Source organism: Klebsiella sp. 54 (assembly GCF_018223875.1).
In the GTDB taxonomy this organism is placed as follows: domain Bacteria; phylum Pseudomonadota; class Gammaproteobacteria; order Enterobacterales; family Enterobacteriaceae; genus Klebsiella; species Klebsiella quasipneumoniae.
Map to the genome: position 1 here is coordinate 1,424,505 of NZ_JAGRRA010000002.1, position 21,508 is coordinate 1,446,012.

The window sequence follows — 21,508 nt, forward strand, 5'->3', positions numbered from 1 at the left end:
TTCAATGCGAAACATTTTCTCACCGAAAACATTGTTACCGTCACCCCGCCGTTGAGTAAATAGAGAGGTAATACCGGCGATGATAGCCTGAATTCTATTTCCCCGGCGTTCGGAGGGTATATGTCTAAAAAAGGTATTCGCGCACTGGTCTATGTTTCCCTGGTCTCCGTGGCCATCTGGGGCGCAACCGGCTATCTGGTGATGGAAGCGGTACGTGCTTTGTGATGAGTCTGGCCGCCGCATGGGGGCCAGGCGCGCGATGGTTTCTTGCTAACGTGTCTGGCGTCTTCGGGCGCCGGGCGTTATTTGCACCGCTGGCAGCGGCAGGATACAGAGAGTGGTAAGAGGCAGGCAATAATATTTGCGCGACATTCACCTTCCGGGAAGTCTGCGCCAGGCGGCAAAACGGGAGAGGGGGCGAAACAATTAATAGAGGAAAAAGCGGGTCGCAACCACTGCGCAAATGATTAACAGGATCAGGATGAGCTCAAAACGATAGCGCCGCAGCATAGTGCTCTCCAGAAAAAACGGCGCTGAAACAGCGCCGATTATTTAAGAAGGTTGGTTCACCGGGAGGAATTATGCTGCCGGCTGTGCAGCAGGTTTAGCGGCCTGGTGTTTGGTGGTTTTGTGGTGTTTTTTCGCTGCCTGGGCTTTCTGGGCTACCGGTTTAGCGGCAGCTTTGTGGTGCTTTTTAGCGGCCTGGGCTTTCTGCGGAGCGGCTGGTTTAGCTTCTGCTTTTTTGTGTTTTTTAGCGGCCTGGGCTTTCTGGGCAGCGGCTGGTTTCGCTTCTGCTTTCTTGTGTTTTTTGGCAGCCTGAGCTTTCTGCTCTGCAGCTGGTTTTGCTGCGGCTTTATGGTGTTTTTTGTGATGGGTGGTCTTGGCAGCAGTGCTGTGGGTAGCAGCAGGCGCCTGAGTGGTGCTTACTGCGTCAGCAGCGAAAGCGGCGGAAGAGAGACCCATAGCAGCGGCAACGACCAGAGCTAATACTTTTTTCATTCTGATATCCTCGAAAAGTTTTCTTAATTTCAACCCCACTGCGGGGCCGGTGAAATTACTATATGCTTGTCTTTTCGGGCTTTCCGTGAGTGTTTGGTATCGGCGTGTAACCGAATGTACAAGGCGAGGAGCGAAGGACGCGCCGGGCAGCCCGGCGCGGACGATTACAGATAGCGGGCGGTAAGGTGGTCGCGGAAGTAGCGGCTGTTAAGATCCTCTCCGGTGGCCTGCTGGATCAGCTGCGAGGTGGTGAAGCGGCTGCCATGCTGCCAGATATTCTGCCGCAGCCAGTCAAACAGGGCGCTGAAATCCCCTTCCGCGATATCGCGGTCTAACGTCGGCAGCGCGCGGCGGGCGGCGGCCATCAGCTGCGCGGCGTACATCGCCCCCAGCGTATAGGAAGGGAAGTAGCCGAACCCGCCGTCGGTCCAGTGAATATCCTGCATACAGCCGTCCCGGTAGTTGCCGGTGGTCGACAGTCCCAGCCAGTGCTGCATTTTCTCATCCCACAGCGACGGAATATCTTCCACCTCGATCTCGCCGTCGATCAGCGCGCGTTCAATTTCATAACGCAGGATCACATGCGCCGGGTAGCTGACCTCATCGGCATCAACGCGAATAAAGCCTGGTTTCACCCGCTGGTTCCAGGCGACAAAATTCTCCTCGCTAAAGGCCGGCCGATCGCCAAAGCGTTCGCGCACCGCCGGCAACAGGCGGTGGAGGAAGCGCTCGCTGCGTCCCAGCTGCATTTCAAAGAACAGGCTTTGCGACTCGTGAATGGCGGTAGAGCGGGCCAGTCCTACCGGCTGGTCGATCCACGGGCGGGGCAGGTTCTGCTCATAGCGGGCGTGGCCGGTCTCGTGGATCACGCCGAACAGGGCGCTGAGCAGGTCGTTTTCGTTGTAGCGGGTGGTGATGCGCACATCCTGAGGGACGCCGCCGCAGAACGGGTGGGCGCTGATGTCCAGACGCCCGCCGTCAAAGTCAAAGCCGAGGATGCGCATCGCCTGCAGACCCAGCTCGCGCTGCTCAGGGATCGGGAACGGCCCCTGCGGGGCGATCAAGGTTCGCGTCGCCTGCTTGTCGACCGCTTGCCGCAGCAGGGAAGGTAGCCAGGACTTGAGGTCGGCAAACAGGCTGTCCAGCCGGGCGCTGGTCATATCCGGCTCGAAAATATCAAGCAGCGCGTCATAGCGTGAGCCTCCCCGGGCGTCGGCGCGGATCTGCGCTTCCTCGCGGCTCAGTCTGACCACCTCGCGCAAATTTTCGGCAAAGCCAGCCCAGTCGTTAGCCGGCCGCTGGCTGCGCCAGGCATGTTCGCAACGGCTACCGGCCAGTGATTTGGCCTCCACCAGGCTTTCCGGCAGCAGCGCCGCCTGATCGTACTGACGCTGCATTTCCCGCAGGTTGGCCTGTTCGAGGTCGTTGAGATCCTGCTGGCGGGCCGCCTGCAGCCATTGGCCCACTTTTTTATCGGTCAGGATCTGATGCTGTAGCACGCCGAGTTCCGCCAGCGCTTCGCCGCGGGCGGCGCTACCGCCCGGAGGCATCATGGCGAACATATCCCAGCCGGCGATGGCGGAGAGATGCGAAAAGCGCGACAGGCGCTGAAACGTGCGGGTAAGCTGCTGATAAGGCGTATTTTCAGTCATAGTAGCGTTCGGTCCGTGACAGGTGAATGAACAGATTATCGGTATGCCTCTACACTATCCTGATACGCCTGGCGGGTCGAGCGTTGCGCGCAGGAGGCGTGGTATAGCATCAGCCGGGAGATAGCAGGAAAAAAAGCGTGGCTCTGTGAGCGGTATTGCAGAAATCGGCAACGTATCGTGACTAAACTGTGATCGATTACACAGGTCTGGAGGTTCGGGGGTGGTTTATGAATCCGTTCACCTGGCTGTTTATTGCCTTACTGTCCGTTGATGCCGTCAGAGAGCTGATGGGCTTGTCATCTATCATGGGCATGTGGTGAAACGTGGCCCGCAGGCCACGTCACGGGCGATTATTTTAGTCGGCGATACAGGCAAGTGCCGGTCAACAGCGCGGCAAGGAGCAGCAGCGCGATAAATCCGCCGACGCCGTTCCAGCCGTAGCGGTGCCAGAACACCCCGCCTAACGTCCCCGCCAGGCTTGAGCCAAGATAATAGCTGAACAGATATAGCGATGACGCCTGACCGCGGGCGCGGCGCGCGCGTGGGCCAATCCAGCTGCTGGCGACGGAATGCGCGGCGAAGAAGCCGGCGGAGAACAGCAGCATGCCGATGAAAATCAGCCACAGGGAAGAAAAGAGCGTCATCAGCAGGCCGCAAAGCATCACGCCGGTAAAGCCGAGCATCACCGGACCGCGGCCATAGCGTATGGTCATGGCGCCCGCTTTCGGCGAGCTCCAGGTTCCGGTGAGATACGCCACCGACAGCAGACCCACCACCGCCTGGCTTAACGACCACGGCGACATCATCAGACGGTAGCCAATGTAGTTAAACAGAGTGACAAAGGCCCCCATCAGCAGGAAACCTTCGATGAACAGCAGCGGCAGGCCGCGATCGCGCCAGTGCAGGCGGAAATTAATCAGCAGCGTTTTTGGCCGCAGCGAGGTCGGGCGGAAATGGCGCGACTCGGGCAGGATACGCCAGAACATAATCGCCGCTGCCAGAGCGAACCCGCTGATCACCGCCAGCGCCACGCGCCAGCCGAAGAAATCGGTAAAGACCCCGGTGAGCAAGCGGCCGCTCATGCCGCCGATGGAGTTGCCGCTGATATAGAGTCCCATGGAGAAGGCCACGAAGCTGGGGTGGATCTCCTCGCTCAGGTAGGTCATGCCGACTGCCGCCACGCCGCTCAACGACAGGCCGATCAGGGCGCGCATTATCAGGATGCCGTGCCAGCTGGTCATCATGGTCGACAACAGCGAGCAGCAGGCGGCCAGCAGCAAGGCGGTGACCATCACCGGCTTGCGGCCAATGGCGTCCGATAGCGGGCCGGTAAACAGCAGGCCCACCGCCAGCATCGCCGTGGAAATGGAGAGAGAGATACTGCTGCTGGCCGGCGATACGCCGAACTCGTTCGACAGCACCGGCAGGATCGGCTGCACGCAATAGAGCAGGGCAAAGGTGGCCAGACCGGCGGAGAACAGCGCGAGAGTGACGCGCATAAACTGCGGGGTGCCGCGCTTAATAAATTGATCCGGGCGGGATGCACCAGCGACGCTGACCTCGTCCGCCGGCACGGTGTCAACGGTTGTTGTACGACTCACAGAGAATTCCTTGGATAGAAGTTGCTGCTTACCAACAGAGTGTTGTGACCATTCAGCTCACATTTTTAGGGTATGAAAATGTAAATATTCTGTCTAATATATTAATAATCTCAAATAAGACGTTTTAAATATGAATATCGAGTTGCGTCATCTGCGCTACTTTGTCGCCGTCGCCGAGGAGCTGCATTTTGGCCGCGCCGCGGCGCGACTGAACATCTCTCAACCGCCGTTAAGCCAGCAAATTCAGATCCTCGAGCAGCAGACCGGCGCCCGCCTGTTCGCCCGCACCAACCGCAGCGTCAGCCTGACGGCGGCGGGCAAACAGTTTCTCGCCGACAGCCGACAAATTCTCGCCCAGGTGGAGGACGCCGCCGCCCGCGCCGCCCGCCTGCACCATGGGGAAACGGGCGAACTGCGTATCGGCTTTACCTCCTCGGCCCCTTTTATCAAGGCGGTATCCGATACGCTGTCGCTGTTTCGTCAGCGCTACCCGGATGTGCATATTCTCACCCGCGAGACCAATACCCGCGAACAGATTGTCCCGCTGAGCGAGGGGGCCCTCGACCTTGGCCTGTTGCGCAATACCCAACTGCCGGACACCCTGGCGTGGCAGCGGGTCCTGCGTGAGCCGCTGCTGGCGATGGTCCCGGCGGACCATCCGCTGGCCCGCCTGCCCTCGGTCAGCCTGGCGGCGCTGGCGCGGGAGCCGTTCGTCTTTTTCGACCCGCATGTCGGTACCGGCCTGTATGACGATATCCTTGGCCTGCTGCGCCGCTACGGCCATACGCCGGTGATTGCGCAGGAGGTGGGGGAGGCGATGACCATTATTGGCCTGGTGGCCGCCGGACTGGGGGTGTCGATCCTGCCGGCCTCCTTTCAGCGCGTGCAGCTCAGCGAAATGCGCTGGCTGCCGATCGACGAACAGGATGCGGTGTCAGAGATGTGGCTGGTGTGGTCGAAACACCATGAGCAGGGAGCGCTGGCAAAACGCTTTCGTGACACGCTGCTGGCCTGGAAAAGCGAGCGCAATTGAAGCAAAAATGGGCTGGAAATGTGCGGTAAATCACAAGGCTAAGCAAAAATTTGACGTTCACCATCGAAGTGCTTCACCATAGCCGAAAGTTTATTTCGAAGCGCGAAAATAAAGGGAGTCAATGGTGGTAGCGGATAGTCAACCAGGCCATATCGATCAAATCAAGCAGACCAATGCGGGCGCCGTCTATCGCCTGATTGATCAGCTCGGCCCGGTATCGCGTATCGACCTCTCCCGATTTGCGCAACTGGCGCCCGCCAGCATCACCAAAATTGTCCGCGAAATGCTGGAAGCGCACTTGGTGCAGGAGACCGAAATTCAGGAGCCCGGCAGCCGCGGGCGGCCGGCGGTGGGGCTGATGGTGGAAACCGAGGCATGGCACTATCTGGCGGTGCGCATCAGCCGCGGCGAGATCCACCTTTCGCTGCGTGATTTAAGCAGCCAGCTGGTGGTGGAGGAGCAGCTGGAGCTGGCGCTTGCCGACAGCACGCCGTTTCTGACGCGGATTATCGACCATATCGATCGCTTCTTTATTCGCCACCAGAAGAAGCTGGAACGTCTCACCTCCATCGCCATCACGATGCCGGGTATCATTGATACTGAAAACGGCATTATTCATCGCATGCCGTTTTATGAAGAAGTCAAAGACGTCCCGTTGGGCGAAACGCTGGCCAACCATACCGGGGTGCCGGTCTATATTCAGCATGACATCAGCGCCTGGACCATGGCGGAATCGCTGTTTGGCGCCTCGCGCGGCGCCCGGGACGTCATTCAGGTAGTGATCGATCACAACGTCGGCGCCGGGGTTATCACCGATGGACGTCTGCTGCACGCCGGCAGCAGCAGTCTCGTGGAGATCGGTCATACCCAGGTCGACCCCTACGGCAAACGCTGCTACTGCGGCAACCATGGCTGTCTGGAAACGATCGCCAGCGTGGAGAGCGTGCTGGAGCTGGCGCAGATGCGGATGGCGCAGTCGATGAGCTCGCTGCTGCATCAGCGTCCGCTGAGCGTGGAGTGGCTATGTCAGGCGGCGCTGCAGGGCGATCTGCTGGCCCGGGACATTATCAGCGGCGTCGGTAATCACGTCGGCCGCATTCTGGCGATCATGGTCAATCTGTTTAACCCGCAGAAAATCCTGATTGGCTCGCCGTTTAACCTGGCGGCAGACATTCTTTTTCCGGCAATTTCCAGCTGCATTCGGCAACAATCACTCCCGGCCTACAGCCAGCATATCGCGGTTGAATGCACCCAGTTCTCCAACCGCGGAACGATGGCTGGCGCGGCGTTGGTCAAGGATGCGCTCTATAACGGATCCTTACTCATACGACTGTTACAGGGTTAACATTTTTTCATAGTCACACCAAAAATTGCGCTATCTCAAGCTGACCCCCAGCGGCTTCACGTAGACTTTGCCCACTGTTGATTATTTCTCTCCCGTATATTTCATCGACAAAACTGTGGGGTTAGTGATGTTTAAGCGTTTCTTTATTACAGGTACAGACACCTCTGTCGGGAAGACAGTGGTTTCCCGTGCGCTGTTGCAGGCACTTGCTGCCAGAGGCAAAAGCGTGGCCGGGTACAAGCCTGTGGCGAAGGGCAGCAAAGAGACGCCGGACGGTTTGCGTAACAAAGACGCGCTGGTGCTGCAGAGCGTCTCCACGCTGGCGTTACCCTATGAGGCTGTCAATCCCATCGCCTTAAGCGAAGACGAAAGCAGCGTGGCGCACAGCTGCCCGATCAACTACGGTCTGCTGTCGGATGGTTTGCAGCGGCTGACCGGGCAGGTTGAACATGTGGTGGTTGAAGGCACCGGCGGCTGGCGCAGCCTGATGAACGACCTGCGACCGCTCTCCGAATGGGTGGTACAGGAGCAGCTCCCGGTGCTGATGGTGGTGGGGATCCAGGAAGGGTGCATCAACCATGCGCTGCTGACGGCCCAGGCGATCGCCAATGACGGGCTACCGCTGATCGGCTGGGTGGCCAACCGCATTAACCCCGGTCTGGCGCACTACGCCGAAATCATCGATGTGCTCAGCAAAAAGCTGCCGGCGCCGCTCATTGGCGAGCTGCCGTATCTGCCGCGCGCCGAGCAGCGTGAGCTAAGCCGCTACGTCGACTTAGACATGCTCGGCAACGTGATGGCGATAGATCGAATCCCGGCGTAACGTCCGCGACAGCACCGACGCCACCACGCAGGTGATCAACAGGCCGGGAAGCAGCGTATACTGCCCGGTCATCTCACAAATCATCAGGGTCGACATAATGGGCGCATGGGTGGTGGCGGCAAGAAACGCCGCCATGCCGGTCAGTCCCATCATCAAAGCCATCTCCTGATCCCCCGGTAGCCACAGCCCGCTGAAGCGGGCAAACAGCATGCCCATCGCCAGACCGACAAACAGCGTGGGGGTAAACACCCCGCCCGGCGCGCCGGAGCCACTGCTGGCCAGCACCGCCAGCAGTTTGCACAGGAATACCGCCACCAGCAGCGCGCCGGGCGGCGGCAGCAGGAGATAGCTTTGCACCACGCTGTAGCCGTTGCCCCACACCGCCGGAGTGATGAGCGATAAGCCGCCGACTATCAGCCCGCCCAGCGCCAGCTGCCACGGCGGCGCCAGCTTCAGCCTGACGAACCCGCGGTGGCTGTAGGCCATCAGCCAGATAAACAGCGGCCCGCACAGCCCGGCCAGCAGTCCGGTGGCGAGCATCAGGCCATAGTGCAGCGCGCTAAGGTCCTGCTGCAGGACGACATGGTACAGCGGCGCGGCGCCGCCGTTGAGAAACTGGGTGAGCAGCAGGGCGATCACAGCCGAGATGACAACCGGCCCAAGCGAGGCCAGCATCAGCGTGCCAAAGAGAATTTCAGCGATAAACAGGCTGCCGGCCAGCGGGGCATGATAGGCGCTGGCCATCCCGGCGGCGGCGCCGCAGGCGACCCACAGCTTCCATTCTGCCTGCGGCGTGAAGCGGCGGGCGAACAGCGAGGCCGCCAGCGCGGCCAGCAGGATCATGGCGCCTTCCCGGCCAATCGCGCTGCCGGTGACCACCACCAGCAGCGAAGCCAGCGACTTCACCAGGCTTGCCGGCGTATCGAAGCAACCGTCCCCGGTTTCCAGGGCTTCCATATAATCGGTGGCGGCGTGCGGGCGGGCAATGCTGCGCCGCTGCCAGAGCCAGAGAAGTGTCCCTGCCGCCAGTCCCCCCAGCGCCGGGGTAATCAGCCGCCGCCACGCCGGCAGCGACTGCGCGGCGTTGACCAGGCTCCCGCTGTCGTTACCGAGAAACAGCGTTTCCAGCACCACCATGGCATGGCGAAACAGGGCCACCGCCAGGGCGGCGAGCAGGCCAATCAGCGTGGCGATCAGCAGGCGACGAAACATCACCTGCACGTCAGGATAGGGATGAAGACGGTGCATCGGTCATGGCGAGAGTCGGAAAACATGGCCTTATTGTGATAGGGAATAACCTTATATGCAAAAGCGATAAGTGCGGGTCACGGTCAGGCGTGCAAATAAGGAAACCGCGCCGACTACCGGCGCGGTAAAGGGATTAGCGATAGAGCGGCTTTTCCGCCACGGCGATCGGCAGATTCTCCTGCCACTGCGCCAGGGTCGCCTTCGCCAGCTGACCCAGCGCCTGGTAGAAGGGGTGGGCAGCGCGTTCGACAAAGACGCTCAGGAAGCGTCCGGACCACGGCAGCAGATGCCAGGCCAGCAGCTGGCCAAACAACGCCTCCTGCTCCGTTTCGCACAGCCACGCCGCCAGCAGCAGCAGGGTGCCGAAATGGTCTTCCGGCTCGTTGCGATCGGCGTCCAGTGCGATGCCGTTCGCGCGCATCCATTCGCGCAGGGCCAGCGTGGATTCGCCGAACAGCACCGATTCTTTATCCAGCCAGACGGATCCCCATGGCGGCGCCGGCAGGGCCCATGGTCCGATAAACAGGCGCTGCCAGGCTTCCGGCAACGACTCTTCAGCCGACGCGGCAAACCCCGATGCCAGCGGGGCGGCAACCGGGTAGGGCCACTGTTGCTGCCAGCTGCCGTCCTGGAAGGCGGCGACCAGCGGCGCGATTTGCGCGTTATTCGGCGCATAAGAGAACAACGCGCCCAGGGTACGGGCGCTTAACGCGACGGCGTCGCGGTGTGGGAACGGCATCATCACTTATTCCTTTCTGCGGCGCGCGCCGGCGCGCCGTCTCATTAACCGGCAACCGCCATACCGACGGTCATATGTAGCCCATAAAACAGGCCGCGGCCAATACATTCAGCAATCAAGACCAGCAGCAGACCAGCCAGTAGCCCCGCCGCGCGCGGCGGCTGGCGACGGATCAGCGGGCACAGCCAGCAGCCGAGTCCCAGCGCCAGCAGGATCAGGCGTAAGGCCTGCAGTCTGCCGTAATTCGGCAACAGGCTGGCCGCCTGCTGAACGGAGCTGTGAATAGTACTGAGCCCGGCGCTTTGCATGACGATCACCGCGGCGCTGATGACCAGCGCGGCCACGCTCAACCCAGCAATAAACCAGCCGTTAACGTCGACTTTCGCCATTTGCAACAGCAGGGCGGCGAACAGCGGCCCGCTAAGGAGTACCGTCAGGAAGAAGGCGCTGGTGGTGTAGCCAGTGTACCATGTCGGTACAGTATCGATTTGATAAACCCGGGTCATCGCGAGGACAAACAGCAGCCCCAACAGCAGGGCGATCACCAGCCAGATTTTGCCCAGCGCTGCCGGCATTTTTTCCAGCACGGCCAGCAGCCACCAGAATCCGCCCACAGCGAAAAACAAGGCGCCGCTGGCGATTTCGTTGCTCAGCGCCGAGGCGCCGACGCGGTTCAGCGAGTTAAACGCGCGCAGTGGCGAACCGAGATGCATAACTGAAGCGAGAAAGCCGATCCCCATCAGCAGCCAGATAAAAAACATGCTGCGCACCAGACGCTGCCGCGCTTCGCGCTGGTCCGCCAGCTCGAGCCAGACCAGACCACTGATGAGTGTCGCGCCCACCACGCATTGCCCCAGTACCGTAAACAGCACCAGCGGCCATTCATGCCATCCGCTTCCCATCTCACACCTCCTTCGGGTTTGCCAGATAACCGGTGGTATCGCCACACGGCCGGGCGTTGCGGTTAGGGTTGATCGCGATGCTCGGCTGAGTGAAGTGCGCCGAGGGCAGCGGGGCTACCGCCGCCAGTTGGCCGTGCTTAGCACGCAGTTCAGCAATCGGCCCGAAATCGAGCGCCCGCAGCGGGCAGGACTCGACGCAGACCGGCTTTTTCCCCTCGACGACGCGCTCATGACAGCCGTCGCACTTGGTCATATGGCCTTTGTCGGCGTTGTACTGCGGCGCGCCGTACGGACAGGCCATATGACAGTAGCGGCAGCCGATGCACACCTCTTCATCCACCACCACAAAACCGTCTTCGCGCTTGTGCATCGCCCCGCTCGGGCAGACTTTGGTGCAGGCCGGATCGGCGCAGTGGTTACAGGCGATGGAGAGGTAATAGGCAAAAACGTTCTGCTGCCAGACGCCGTTGTCCTGCTGCCAGTCGCCGCCGGCGTACTCGTAGATGCGACGGAAACTGACTTCCGGGGTCAGGTTTTTATAGTCCTTACAGGCCAGCTCGCAGGTTTTGCACCCGGTACAGCGAGCGGAGTCGATAAAGAATCCATATTGCGTGCTCATGGTTTACTCCTTAAACCTTCTCGATATCGACCAGGATGGTATGCTGCGGATTCCCTTTCGCCAGCGGCGACGGGCGATGGGTGGTCAGGGTATTCATGCAGGCGCCATGGTCAACCCGGTCGCCGGCCATATTGGCGTCGTGCCACGCGCCCTGGCCCATCGCCGACACGCCCGGCATGATGCGCGGCGTCACTTTCGCCGGCAGCCGGACTTCGCCGCGCTGGTTGAACACCCGCACCAGATCGCCGTTATTAATCCCGCGTTTTTCCGCGTCAAGCGGGTTGATCCACACTTCCTGACGGCAGGCGGCCTGCAGCACATCCACGTTGCCGTAGCTGGAATGGGTGCGCGCCTTATAGTGGAATCCAAATAGCTGCAGCGGATACTGACTGCGCAGCGGATCGTCCCAGCCTTCAAATGTGGAGGCGTAGACCGGCAGCGGGCTGATGACGTCGTCTTTCTCCAGCTGCCAGCGGGCGGCAATCTCGGCGAGCCGGCTGGAGTAGATCTCAATTTTGCCGGACGGGGTGTTGAGCGGATGCGCTTCGGGATCGCGGCGGAAGTCGCGATAGGCGACGAAGTGGCCGTTCGGATCCTTGCGTTTGTAGATGCCCATTCGCTTCAGCTCCTCGTAGGCCGGCAGCGCCGGATCTTTCGCCACCATTTTGGCGTACAGATGCTGCAGCCACTGCGCCTGCGTGCGCCCCTCGGTAAAACGCTGGTAGACATCGTCGCCGAGCCGTTTCGCCACTTCGCTTAAGATCCAGTAAATCGGTTTGCGTTCAAACTTCGCCGAGGTGGCGGGCTGGATGAAAATCAGATAGCCCATATTGCCGGCGTAATCGTTGGGAATGATATCTTCTTGCTCAACGGTCATCAGGTCGGGCAGCAGCAGGTCGGCATATTTCGCCGACGAGGTCATAAAGTTGTCGATGACCACGATGGTTTCGCACTTGCTCTCGTCCTGCAGAATATCGTGCGTCTTATTGATGTCGGAGTGCTGGTTGATGATGGTGTTGCCGGCGTAGTTCCACAGGAATTTGATTGGCACATCCAGCTTCTCTTTGCCACGCACACCGTCGCGGGTGGCGGTCATTTCCGGACCACGGGCGATAGCGTCGGTCCAGGTGAAGCAGGAGATGGCGGTTTTCACCGGGTTTTCCAGCACCGGCAGACGCTCGATGGTGATGGTGTAGGTCGATTCGCGGGCGCCGCTGTTGCCGCCGTTGATGCCGACGTTGCCGGTTAAGATCGGCAGCATGGCGATTGCCCGGGCCGAGAGCTCGCCGTTGGCCTGGCGCTGCGGCCCCCAGCCCTGGCAGATGTAGGCCGGTTTGCTCATGCCGATGTCGCGCGCCAGCTTAATGATGCGATCGGCTGGGATGCCGGTGATACGCGAGGCCCACTGCGGCGTTTTGGCGACGCCGTCGTCGCCCTCGCCGAGAATATAGGCTTTATAGTGGCCATTCTCAGGCGCCCCGGCCGGCAGCGTCTTCTCATCGTAGCCGACGCAGTATTTATCAAGGAACGGCTGATCCACCAGATTCTCGTTAATCAACACCCAGGCGATACCGGCGACCAGCGCGGCGTCCGTGCCGGGGCGAATGGGGATCCACTCATCTTCGCGACCGGCGGCGGTATCGGTGTAGCGCGGATCGATAACGATCATCCGCGCGTTGGAGCGCTCGCGGGCCTGTTCCAGATACCAGGTAATGCCGCCGCCGCTCATGCGGGTTTCCGCCGGGTTGTTGCCGAACATCACCACCAGCTTGCTGTTTTCAATATCTGAGGTGCTGTTGCCGTCGTTACTGCCGTAGGTGTAGGGCATGGCGCAGGCGATCTGCGCGGTGCTGTAGGTACCGTACTGGTTAAGCGAGCCGCCGTAGCAGTTCATCAGCCGCGCCACCGGCGAAGCGGAAGGCGAGGAGCGAGTGATGTTCCCGCCGACAATTCCTGATGAGTAGTTAATGTACACGGCTTCGTTGCCATATTCCGCGACGACGCGCTTCAGGCGGTCAGCAAGGGTATCCAGCGCTTCCTGCCAGCTGATACGCTCAAATTTACCTTCTCCGCGTTTTCCCACGCGCTTCATCGGATAGTTAAGGCGATCCGGGTGGTTGATGCGCCGGCGAATCGAACGCCCGCGCAGGCAGGCGCGGACCTGGTGATCGCCATAGCGGTCGTCGCCGGTGTTATCCGTTTCGACATACACCACTTCATCATCACGCACGTGTAACCGCAGGGCGCAGCGGCTGCCGCAGTTGACCGAACAGGCGCCCCAGACAATGCGGGTGTTGTCGCCGGCAGCCTGTTGTACTGCCGCCGCGGCGCTGCGCAGCGTAAAGGGGAGGGGAAGCCCGCCGGCGGCCAGCGCCAGAGAACCGAGGGCTGTGGATTTAAGTAACGCGCGTCGGGTGACGCCGCCGGAAGATTCCTGATTCGACATTGCTCACTCCATGATGGTTATGCTGGGCGGAGAAGGGCCGCCGCGTCATTAACAGACGCCGGGGTGAGCGATAATACATTATGGGTAGCCGGCAGATCTTATCCCTGGTCAATGCAGGGATAAGATCTTTCGTTTGAAAGCGAAGTGGGCTTACTGTGCGTCGTTTTCGGCGGGACTGTCGCTGTTACGGGTGTAGGTGATTTTGAAGGTGTCATTGGCGCAATGACCGACCACCTGAGCGCCGGGCTGGTCCGCCTGGTCGTTGGGCACAATGGCCAGACTGAAGGCCGTTTCCGGTACGCCATTGTTAATGATCTTCTGTTGAATATCATTTTTGACCCGTTCACAGGAGTCGGGGGCCGCCAGTACGGTCGTGGAGCACAGCAGCAGCGCGGCGCCTGTCCAGAGGGATAGTTTCATCTTACGCTCCTTATCGATGTTATCCAGATTTAAGCATAGCAGAACTGGTGTAAACAATTGTATTTGCTAATATGATTGGATGTACACAAAAGGAATCACCTGTGAAAAGACTGTATTGGCTGATCCCGACCGCGCTGTTGCTGACGGCGTGCGACCGCGAAAGCGTCCCGGAAGCCTTCACCCCGGAGATGGCGAGTTTTTCCAATGAGTTTGAGTTCGATCCGCTGCGCGGACCGGTGAAAGATTTTAGCCAGACCCTACTGGACGAACACGATGTGGTGGTCAAAAAGGTGAGCGCGCAGCTGTCAAAAGAGGGATGTTTCGATCTGTTGACGCTGGAGGATGTGGAGAATAACACCGGCGCGACGCTGCTGCTGGACGCCAACTATTACGTCGATGGCCGCACCCATGAGAAGCGGCTGCGTCTGCAGGGGAAATGTCAGCTGGCGGAGATGCCCGCCACCGGCGTGAGCTGGGAAACGGATGATAACGGCTTTATTATTAGCGCCCGCGGCAAAGAGACCACCGCCACCTACCGCTACGACAGCGATGGCTATCCGCTGGGGAAAACCACCACCGCCAAAGAGGAGCGATTTACCGTTGCCTCCACGCCGTCGAAGGATCCGCGCAAGAAAATGGACTATACCGCCATCAGCACCTTCAACGACCGCACGCTGGGCACAGTGCGCCAGACCTGCGACTACGATCGCCATGACAATCCGCTGAGCTGTGAGCTGCAGGTGATCGATGAAAGCGTCCAGCCGCCGCTGACCCGCCACTACACGATTAAAAACCGCATTGATTATTACTGAGCCGTCGGCTTCAGCAGGGACGGCCCCGGCGTTTTGTGTTCCGCCAGATACTGATGCTGGAACAGACACATGCGGATGGTGTTGCGATACTCGCCGTTAATGAAAAACTCATGGATCAGTTCACCCTCGACCATAAAGCCGAGCTTGCGGTAAATATGGATCGCTTTTTCATTCTCTTTATCGACAATCAGATACAGCTTATACAGATTGAGCACGGTAAAGCCATAGTCCATCGCCAGCCGCGCGGCGCGGGTGGCGAGGCCTTTTCCCTGGAAGTCGGGCGAGATGATGATCTGGAACTCGGCCCGGCGGTGCACATGGTTGATTTCAACCAGCTCCACCAGTCCGGCTTTATCGCCATTGCATTCGATCACAAAGCGACGCTCGCTTTGGTCGTGAATATGCTTGTCGTACAGATCGGAAAGCTCAACGAAGGCTTCATAGGGCTCTTCAAACCAGTAGCGCATCACACTGGCGTTGTTGTCGAGCTGGTGAACAAAGCGCAAATCTTCGCGCTCAAGGGGGCGGAGTCTGACGTGTAGCGCGTCGGTCATGGGAATTCCTGTGGTCAAAGCGGAAAAGAGGGGACGGAAAGGCGGCGCCCGCAGGCGCCAGCATGCTCAGGGATTGATCGCCCGGCCGGTACGGCGGTCAAGGCAGCGCAGGGTGTTTGGTTCCCAGTAGGCATTGACGTTGGCGCTCTTCTGGCAGTTATCCTGCGCGTCAAAGGCGACATCGGTTTTGTCCCACTCTTTTTCCGCCCGTTTGTTCACCTTCTGGCGCAGGCTGCGGGTGTCGTTCCATTGCTCTTTTTCCATCGACGCCTGCTGACGGCTTTGCGCGCTGTCGCCTGACTCAATCACCAGCCGGTCGGTGGCTGCGAATGAGCTGGAGGTATAGACCACGGCGCTTAACGCCAGAATGGCGGTCAGGCACCAGCGTTTGTTCAGTGTCATGTTCATCACGATTTCCTTTAGGTGATGGGTTAACCCTCAGGTTAAGTTTACTACAGCTGTTTTGCCCGGCATAGCCGACAAAACAGCGTAGGGAAAGGGCTATTATCGCGTAGAATAGTTCAACGCTTTGTCTCTTTTACGAATCTTTTAATGCTCAAAACCACGCTGCTGTTCTTTGCCACCGCTCTGTGTGAAATCGTCGGCTGCTATCTGCCGTGGCTATGGTTAAAACGCGGGGCCACGCCGCTGCTGCTGATCCCCGCCGGCCTGGCGCTGGGGCTGTTCGTCTGGCTCCTGACGCTCCATCCAACCGCCAGCGGGCGGGTATATGCCGCCTACGGTGGCGTGTATGTTTGTACCGCATTGCTCTGGCTGCGGGTCGTTGACGGAGTCAAATTAACCCATTATGACTGGGCGGGGGCGGCCATCGCGCTGTGCGGGATGCTGATCATCGTGGCGGGCTGGGGACGGGCATAAGCCCGTCTAATGTGATCCCTGCCACTTTTTTAAACCCTAATTCTTGTATGGTAGTCGACCTGTTGCCTTACTTATCAGACATCATATTGGGTTATGACTCTGTAAGGAACAACGATGGCTATTGAGACATTTGCCCCACAGGCGGGGGCAACGCCGCTGCGCATCCGTCGGGTGCAGAAGATCACCCTGACGCTGCTGTTTATCGCCGGTATCGTTAACTTTCTGGACCGCTCTTCCCTGAGCGTCGCCGGGGAGGCGATACGCGCCGATTTGGGTCTGAGCGCCACCGAGTTCGGGGTGCTGCTCTCCGCTTTTTCGCTCTCCTACGGCTTCGCGCAACTGCCCTCGGGCATTTTGCTGGATCGCCTCGGACCGCGGGTTGTGCTGGGCGCCGGGCTAATATTCTGGTCTGCGATGCAGGCCCTGACCGGGATAGTCAATTCGTTCTCGCATTTTATTCTGCTGCGCATTGGCCTCGGGATCGGCGAAGCGCCGTTTATGCCCGCCGGCGTGAAATCGATCAACGACTGGTATGCGCAACGAGAGCGCGGCACAGCGGTGGGGATATTTAACTCCTCGACGGTGCTGGGTCAGGCCATCGCCCCGCCGGCGCTGGTCATCATGCAGCTGGCCTGGGGCTGGCGGACAATGTTTGTGGTGATTGGTTTAGCCGGTATCCTGGTCGGCCTGTGCTGGTATGTGGGATACCGTAACCGGCGGCAATTCACCCTGCAGGAGGAGGAGCAACGCTATCTGGCCAGCGAGGAGGCGGCCCGACCGGCGCTGAAACTGAGCGAATGGCTGGCGCTGTTTAAACGACGTACCACCTGGGGGATGATCCTCGGCTTCTCCGGGGTGAACTATACCGGCTGGCTGTATATCGCGTGGCTGCCGGGTTATCTGCAGGCGCAGCAGGGATTGAGCCTTGCTAAAACCGGCTGGGTGGCGGCGATCCCGTTTCTCGCTGCGGCGGTGGGCATGTGGGTCAATGGGCTGGTGGTCGATGCGCTGGCGCGCAGAGGCTACGATCTGGCGAAAACCCGCAAAACGGCGATTGTCGCCGGACTGGTGCTTTCCGCGCTCGGCACGCTGTTGGTGGTGCAATCAAACACGCCGACCCAGGCGGTGGCGTTTATCTCCATGGCGCTGTTCTGCGTCCATTTCGCTGGCACCTCGGCCTGGGGATTGGTACAGGTGCTGGTGGCGGAACATAAAGTGGCGTCGGTGGCGGCGATCCAGAACTTTGGCAGCTTTGTGTTTGCCTCCTTCGCGCCGATCGTCACCGGCTGGGTTGTGGATACCACCCACTCTTTCAATCTGGCGCTGGTGATCGCCGCCGGCGTGACCTTCGCCGGGGCGCTGTGCTACTTCTTTATCGTCAAAACCCGCATCGATTAACCGGTCGTTATGCAACAGGCCCGCAGGGAGGCGTGGCCTGCGCCATGATCCGTCTTCTCTTACCGCTTCGTGGCGGATTTTCTTCTGTCATCTCAAAGATTTTGTGACCGATCGCCAGCGAGCACAACCCGGCAAAAAGCTTCTTGTATGGTAGTTGACAGAAATCAAAGATGTTATACCAATTGCGTGAGATGGTTGAGGCACAAAGGCATTCTCCTCGAGAGTTCTCCCAGAGAATGGTTGATGAGCCACATAACAACGAGAGTTACCATGGAAAACACCCTCTTAACCGCTAACGCCATCCTGCCCGGCTACGATCGCCACGCGCTGGTCCCCCGTATCGTCCATCTGGGTTTTGGCGCGTTTCACCGCGCCCATCAGGCGGTATACGCCGATATACTGGCCAGCGAGTACGGCAGTGACTGGGGCTACACTGAAGTCAACCTGATTGGCGGCGAGCAGCAAATCGCCGATCTCCGGCAGCAGGATCTGCTGTATACCGTGGCCGAAATGTCCGCCGACGCGTGGACCGCGCGCGTGGTCGGGGTGGTGAAGCAGGCGCTGCATGCCCAGGTCGATGGTCTCGAGGCCGTGCTTTCGGCGATGTGTGAGCCACAGGTGGCCATTGTCTCCCTCACCATTACCGAGAAAGGCTATTGCCATTCGCCCGCCAGCGGCGAGCTGCAGCTCGATCACCCGCTGATCGCCGCCGATCTCGCTAACCCGCGCCAGCCGAAATCGGCAGCGGGCGTGGTGGTGGAGGCTTTAGCGCGCCGCCGGGCGGCAGGGCTGCCTGCCTTTACCGTGATGTCCTGCGATAACATGCCGGAAAACGGTCATGTGATGCGCAACGTCGTTTGCGCCTACGCCCGGGCGCTGGACGCGGACCTCGCGGCATGGATAGAACAGAACGTCACCTTTCCGTCGACCATGGTGGACCGCATTGTCCCGGCGGTGACCGCGGAAACCCTCGATAAAATTGAACAGCTGACCGGCGTGCGCGACCCGGCTGGGGTGGCCTGTGAGCCGTTCCGCCAGTGGGTGATTGAGGATAATTTTGTCGCCGGACGTCCACAGTGGGAGAAAGCGGGGGCGGAGCTGGTCGCCGATGTGGTGCCTTTCGAAGAGATGAAGCTGAGGATGCTCAACGGCAGCCATTCGTTCCTCGCCTATCTCGGCTATCTGGCCGGTTATCAGCATATCAACGACTGTATGCAGGATGACAACTACCGCCGCGCGGCGCTGGCGCTGATGCTGGACGAGCAGGCCCCGACCTTAAAAGTGCAGGGGGTGGATCTGTCACACTATGCCAGTCTGCTGATTGACCGCTACTGCAATCCGGCGCTCAAACACCGTACCTGGCAGATTGCAATGGACGGTAGCCAGAAGCTGCCGCAGCGCATGCTGGACTCGGTACGCTGGCATCTGGCGCACCAGCATGACTTCACGCTGCTGGCGCTGGGCGTGGCGGGGTGGATGCGCTATGTCGGCGGTGTTGACGACGCCGGCCAGGCAATCGAAATTTGCGATCCGCTGCTGCCGGTGATCCAGCAGGCGGTAGCCGCCAGCGCCGATGGCGAAGCGCGCGTCAAAGCGCTGTTGGGCATTGAGGCCATCTTTGGCCGGGAGCTGCCGCAGGAAGCGCGGTTCGTCTCGGCGGTGACCCGCGCCTATGTAGCGCTACAGCGTCAGGGGGCGAAAGCCACCGTTGCCGCATGGGCTGAGGCGCAATAATCATTTGTTCCCGGTGTCGGTCATGGGGTCGACACCGGCTCTTCTGCTGTTTCTGCACGGTTCCGCTGATAAATCTTTTTTGCTGTTGATCGCTTTTAGCAGGCTAAAAATATGATCGAACGCAATGTCCTTACATAACTCTATATTTCCCTGATTTACTAAAGATAATTAGCTGTTATTTTTCCGAATAATGGCTGGTCATTCACCGCAAAAATGGCATAGTTAAGTTATTGAAAAATCATTTTCTCTGGAAAAGGAGTGCGGGCCATGTATAAAAAGATTTTATTGCCTGTTGATGTTTTTGAAATGGATTTAAGCGATAAGGCAGTGCGTCACGCGGAATTTCTCGCATCGGCGGAAAATGGCGAGATCACCTTGCTCAACGTCCTGCCGAACAGCAGCCGTTCGTTATTACGCGGATTTACGGCGGATATTCGTAAATTCGAAGCCTATATGCAGGAAGAGTCAGAGAAAAAGATGCGCGAGGTGGCGCGACTGTTCGACCTGCCAATGTCACGGATCCATACCCGGGTCGTGTTTGGTAACGTGCGCGATGAAATTCTGGCTATCAGTAACAACGAAGCGTTCGATGTGATAGTGATTGGCTCCCGCAAACCGGGGATCTCCACCCATCTGCTGGGCTCCAACGCCGAGTCCATTTTGCGCTACGCCAAAACGCCGGTGCTGGTGGTCAGATAATCCCCTCCGTCACGACGGCTGCGTCAGCCTTATTTCGCAGCCGTCTGGTCCTTACTCTTCGCTAAACCAGTCGCGATTCTCCTGGCGGATCAGCAGCACAGATTCGCTGATTTCATGCAAATGAATACTCATGGCTTTCTCGACTGCCTCAGCGTCGCGTTTTTCCAGCGCGGTAAAAATTTCGTGATGCTGGCGCAGAAGCATCTCCGGGGAGGAGACATGGTCAAGGCTCATGTAGCGCACGCGGTCAATGGCGGCTTTGATGTTTTCCACCGTATCCCAGGCCAGCTGACAATCGGCAATAACCGATAGCTTCTGGTGAAATTCATCATCAAGCAGGAAAAAATCGTTTAACTGCTGGCGGTCGACGGCAATACGCTGCTGATGGAGATTCTGCTCCAGCTGATAGACTTGCTCATCGTTAATCATGCCAGCGGCACGGCGGACCACCGCGCACTCAATCGCCTGGCGGACAAAGCAACCATTGCGCACCTGAGACAGGGAGATTTTGTTGACGTAGCTGCCGCGCTGGGGACGGATCTGGATAAGTCCATTCTCCGCCAGCTTAATAAAGGCCTCGCGCACCGGCTGACGAGATACCGCAAAACGCACGGAGACTTCTTTCTCCGACAGCGGCGTGCCAGGCGGGATGAGGCAGTGAACGATATCCCGGCGGAGGATGCGATAAATTTGCTGATTAACGGGTTGCGTCGGATTCAGTTGCGATTCTGCGGCCATTGATGGTTACTTTTTATGGGGTTATGCGCACTATTTTACGCGTTTTTTGCGGTTCCGCCCATACCCGGCCATCAGGCCGGGTGGCTGACGGTTAGCCCTGGCGGTGAACGCTGAGCCCGGCAAAGCTCTGGCTCACCGGCATCATCTCCAGGGTGTTGATGTTGACGTGTTTCGGTAGGGTGGCCACCCACCAGACCGCCTCGGTCACATCTTCCGGCGTCAGGGCTTCGGTGTTCTCGTAGGTTTTACCGGCTTTGGCGTCATCGCCTTTAAAGCGGACGTTAGAGAACTCGGTGCCGCCCACCAGGCCCGGCTCGATGTCGGTGACGCGCACCGCGGTGCCGTGCAGGTCAGTGCGAAGATTGAGGCTGAACTGGCGCACAAAGGCTTTGGTCGCCCCATAGACGTTACCGCCAGCATAAGGCCAGCTGCCCGCCGTGGAGCCGATGTTGATGATATGGCCGCGATTGCGCGCCACCATGCCCGGCAGGACGGCGCGGGTCATGTACACCAGCCCTTTATTATTGGTGTCGATCATATCTTCCCAGTCTTCCACGCTGGCGCGGTGCGCCGGCTCCAGGCCGAGCGCCAGACCCGCGTTGTTCACCAGCACATCGATAGCCTGCCACTCGGCGGGCAGGTCGGCAATCAGCGTCTCAATAGCGGCGCGGTTGCGGACGTCCAGTTGCGCGATATAAAGATTATCGCCCAGCTCGTCTTTCAGCGTCTTCAGGCGCTCTTCGCGACGTCCGGTGGCAATCACTTTATGACCGTTAGCGACAAAACGGCGAGTAATACTTTCACCAAAACCGGCAGTGGCGCCGGTGACCATGATAATCATCTTACTGTTCCTCAACGCTTTTTGTG

Annotated in this window: 22 protein-coding genes; 9 read left to right on the forward strand and 13 right to left on the reverse strand. The window is 59.3% G+C overall.

Annotated elements, in window-relative coordinates; all coding sequences use genetic code 11:
- Positions 1–579 precede the first annotated feature (579 nt).
- Both asr and KHQ24_RS08505 read right to left on the reverse strand, forming a co-directional pair.
- On the reverse strand, positions 580–999 hold the full coding sequence (gene asr / locus KHQ24_RS08500; RefSeq protein ID WP_004206052.1) for an acid resistance repetitive basic protein Asr: 420 nt from the start codon (positions 997–999) through the stop codon (positions 580–582).
- Positions 1,000–1,163: 164 nt separating this feature from the next.
- The gene (locus tag KHQ24_RS08505; protein ID WP_023318168.1) at positions 1,164–2,651 is read right to left on the reverse strand and encodes a carboxypeptidase M32; all 1,488 of its coding nucleotides are present in this window, start codon (positions 2,649–2,651) and stop codon (positions 1,164–1,166) included.
- A 227-nt stretch (positions 2,652–2,878) separates the two neighbouring features.
- On the opposite strand from KHQ24_RS08505, the gene KHQ24_RS08510 reads away from it, so the two are divergent.
- Positions 2,879–2,971 (forward strand): KPN_01571 family protein, encoded by a 93-nt coding sequence (locus KHQ24_RS08510; RefSeq protein ID WP_004206050.1) that lies wholly within the window; start codon positions 2,879–2,881, stop codon positions 2,969–2,971.
- Between the two features lie 30 nt (positions 2,972–3,001).
- Here the strand turns inward: KHQ24_RS08510 and KHQ24_RS08515 are convergent, their stop codons facing one another.
- Entirely contained in the window at positions 3,002–4,252 is a 1,251-nt protein-coding gene (locus KHQ24_RS08515; RefSeq protein WP_211777223.1) for an MFS transporter, read from the reverse strand.
- Between the two features lie 130 nt (positions 4,253–4,382).
- Between KHQ24_RS08515 and KHQ24_RS08520 the strand changes: the two genes are divergently transcribed.
- From KHQ24_RS08520 to bioD, 3 genes are all read left to right on the forward strand, one after another.
- Positions 4,383–5,285, forward strand: coding sequence for a LysR family transcriptional regulator (locus KHQ24_RS08520; protein ID WP_004206047.1), 903 nt, complete (start codon positions 4,383–4,385; stop codon positions 5,283–5,285).
- A 124-nt stretch (positions 5,286–5,409) separates the two neighbouring features.
- Complete coding sequence (gene mlc, locus KHQ24_RS08525) at positions 5,410–6,630, forward strand: sugar metabolism global transcriptional regulator Mlc (protein ID WP_043519663.1); 1,221 nt, start codon at positions 5,410–5,412, stop codon at positions 6,628–6,630.
- 127 nt (positions 6,631–6,757) lie between these two features.
- Positions 6,758–7,453 carry a dethiobiotin synthase gene (gene bioD, locus KHQ24_RS08530; RefSeq protein WP_004206045.1) on the forward strand — a complete coding sequence of 232 codons (696 nt, stop codon included), beginning with the start codon at positions 6,758–6,760 and terminating at the stop codon, positions 7,451–7,453.
- On the opposite strand, the gene clcB is transcribed toward bioD, so the two are convergent.
- The 6 genes from clcB to KHQ24_RS08560 form a co-directional block, all read right to left on the reverse strand.
- Complete coding sequence (gene clcB / locus KHQ24_RS08535; protein ID WP_053810422.1) at positions 7,406–8,701, reverse strand: voltage-gated ClC-type chloride channel ClcB; 1,296 nt, start codon at positions 8,699–8,701, stop codon at positions 7,406–7,408. The two genes, bioD and clcB, sit on opposite strands and share 48 nt — an antisense overlap.
- A gap of 133 nt (positions 8,702–8,834) precedes the next feature.
- A complete protein-coding gene (dmsD, locus tag KHQ24_RS08540; RefSeq protein WP_053810421.1) occupies positions 8,835–9,443 on the reverse strand; it encodes a Tat proofreading chaperone DmsD in 609 nt (202 codons plus the stop codon).
- A 41-nt stretch (positions 9,444–9,484) separates the two neighbouring features.
- The gene (locus tag KHQ24_RS08545; protein ID WP_080840985.1) at positions 9,485–10,342 is read right to left on the reverse strand and encodes a DmsC/YnfH family molybdoenzyme membrane anchor subunit; all 858 of its coding nucleotides are present in this window, start codon (positions 10,340–10,342) and stop codon (positions 9,485–9,487) included.
- 1 nt (position 10,343) lies between these two features.
- Positions 10,344–10,961 carry a DMSO/selenate family reductase complex B subunit gene (locus KHQ24_RS08550; RefSeq protein WP_048324102.1) on the reverse strand — a complete coding sequence of 206 codons (618 nt, stop codon included), beginning with the start codon at positions 10,959–10,961 and terminating at the stop codon, positions 10,344–10,346.
- A gap of 10 nt (positions 10,962–10,971) precedes the next feature.
- Entirely contained in the window at positions 10,972–13,407 is a 2,436-nt protein-coding gene (gene ynfE, locus KHQ24_RS08555; protein WP_211777224.1) for a selenate/tellurate reductase subunit YnfE, read from the reverse strand.
- A gap of 150 nt (positions 13,408–13,557) precedes the next feature.
- Positions 13,558–13,827, reverse strand: coding sequence for a DUF1161 domain-containing protein (locus KHQ24_RS08560; RefSeq protein ID WP_004206039.1), 270 nt, complete (start codon positions 13,825–13,827; stop codon positions 13,558–13,560).
- A gap of 101 nt (positions 13,828–13,928) precedes the next feature.
- On the opposite strand from KHQ24_RS08560, the gene KHQ24_RS08565 reads away from it, so the two are divergent.
- Positions 13,929–14,639: a YnfC family lipoprotein gene (locus KHQ24_RS08565; RefSeq protein ID WP_017900332.1), complete on the forward strand. Its 711-nt coding sequence runs from the start codon at positions 13,929–13,931 to the stop codon at positions 14,637–14,639.
- Here KHQ24_RS08565 and speG read toward each other — a convergent pair.
- Both speG and KHQ24_RS08575 read right to left on the reverse strand, forming a co-directional pair.
- Complete coding sequence (speG, locus tag KHQ24_RS08570; RefSeq protein ID WP_004206037.1) at positions 14,633–15,193, reverse strand: spermidine N1-acetyltransferase; 561 nt, start codon at positions 15,191–15,193, stop codon at positions 14,633–14,635. The two genes, KHQ24_RS08565 and speG, sit on opposite strands and share 7 nt — an antisense overlap.
- A 66-nt stretch (positions 15,194–15,259) precedes the next feature.
- Positions 15,260–15,601: a DUF1283 family protein gene (locus tag KHQ24_RS08575; protein ID WP_004206035.1), complete on the reverse strand. Its 342-nt coding sequence runs from the start codon at positions 15,599–15,601 to the stop codon at positions 15,260–15,262.
- 108 nt (positions 15,602–15,709) lie between these two features.
- Between KHQ24_RS08575 and KHQ24_RS08580 the strand changes: the two genes are divergently transcribed.
- The 4 genes from KHQ24_RS08580 (at position 15,710) to KHQ24_RS08595 (ending at position 19,903) form a co-directional block, all read left to right on the forward strand.
- Positions 15,710–16,072, forward strand: a complete 363-nt coding sequence (locus tag KHQ24_RS08580; protein WP_072140454.1) for a YnfA family protein — start codon at positions 15,710–15,712, stop codon at positions 16,070–16,072.
- Between the two features lie 114 nt (positions 16,073–16,186).
- On the forward strand, positions 16,187–17,470 hold the full coding sequence (locus tag KHQ24_RS08585; protein ID WP_064150104.1) for an MFS transporter: 1,284 nt from the start codon (positions 16,187–16,189) through the stop codon (positions 17,468–17,470).
- A gap of 270 nt (positions 17,471–17,740) precedes the next feature.
- Entirely contained in the window at positions 17,741–19,204 is a 1,464-nt protein-coding gene (locus tag KHQ24_RS08590; protein ID WP_004206030.1) for a mannitol dehydrogenase family protein, read from the forward strand.
- A gap of 267 nt (positions 19,205–19,471) precedes the next feature.
- A complete protein-coding gene (locus KHQ24_RS08595) occupies positions 19,472–19,903 on the forward strand; it encodes a universal stress protein (RefSeq protein ID WP_004206026.1) in 432 nt (143 codons plus the stop codon).
- Positions 19,904–19,954: 51 nt separating this feature from the next.
- Here the strand turns inward: KHQ24_RS08595 and KHQ24_RS08600 are convergent, their stop codons facing one another.
- A complete protein-coding gene (locus tag KHQ24_RS08600; RefSeq protein WP_004206025.1) occupies positions 19,955–20,641 on the reverse strand; it encodes a GntR family transcriptional regulator in 687 nt (228 codons plus the stop codon).
- A gap of 91 nt (positions 20,642–20,732) precedes the next feature.
- A complete protein-coding gene (gene ydfG / locus KHQ24_RS08605) occupies positions 20,733–21,482 on the reverse strand; it encodes a bifunctional NADP-dependent 3-hydroxy acid dehydrogenase/3-hydroxypropionate dehydrogenase YdfG (RefSeq protein ID WP_004206024.1) in 750 nt (249 codons plus the stop codon).
- Positions 21,483–21,508: the final 26 nt, after the last annotated feature.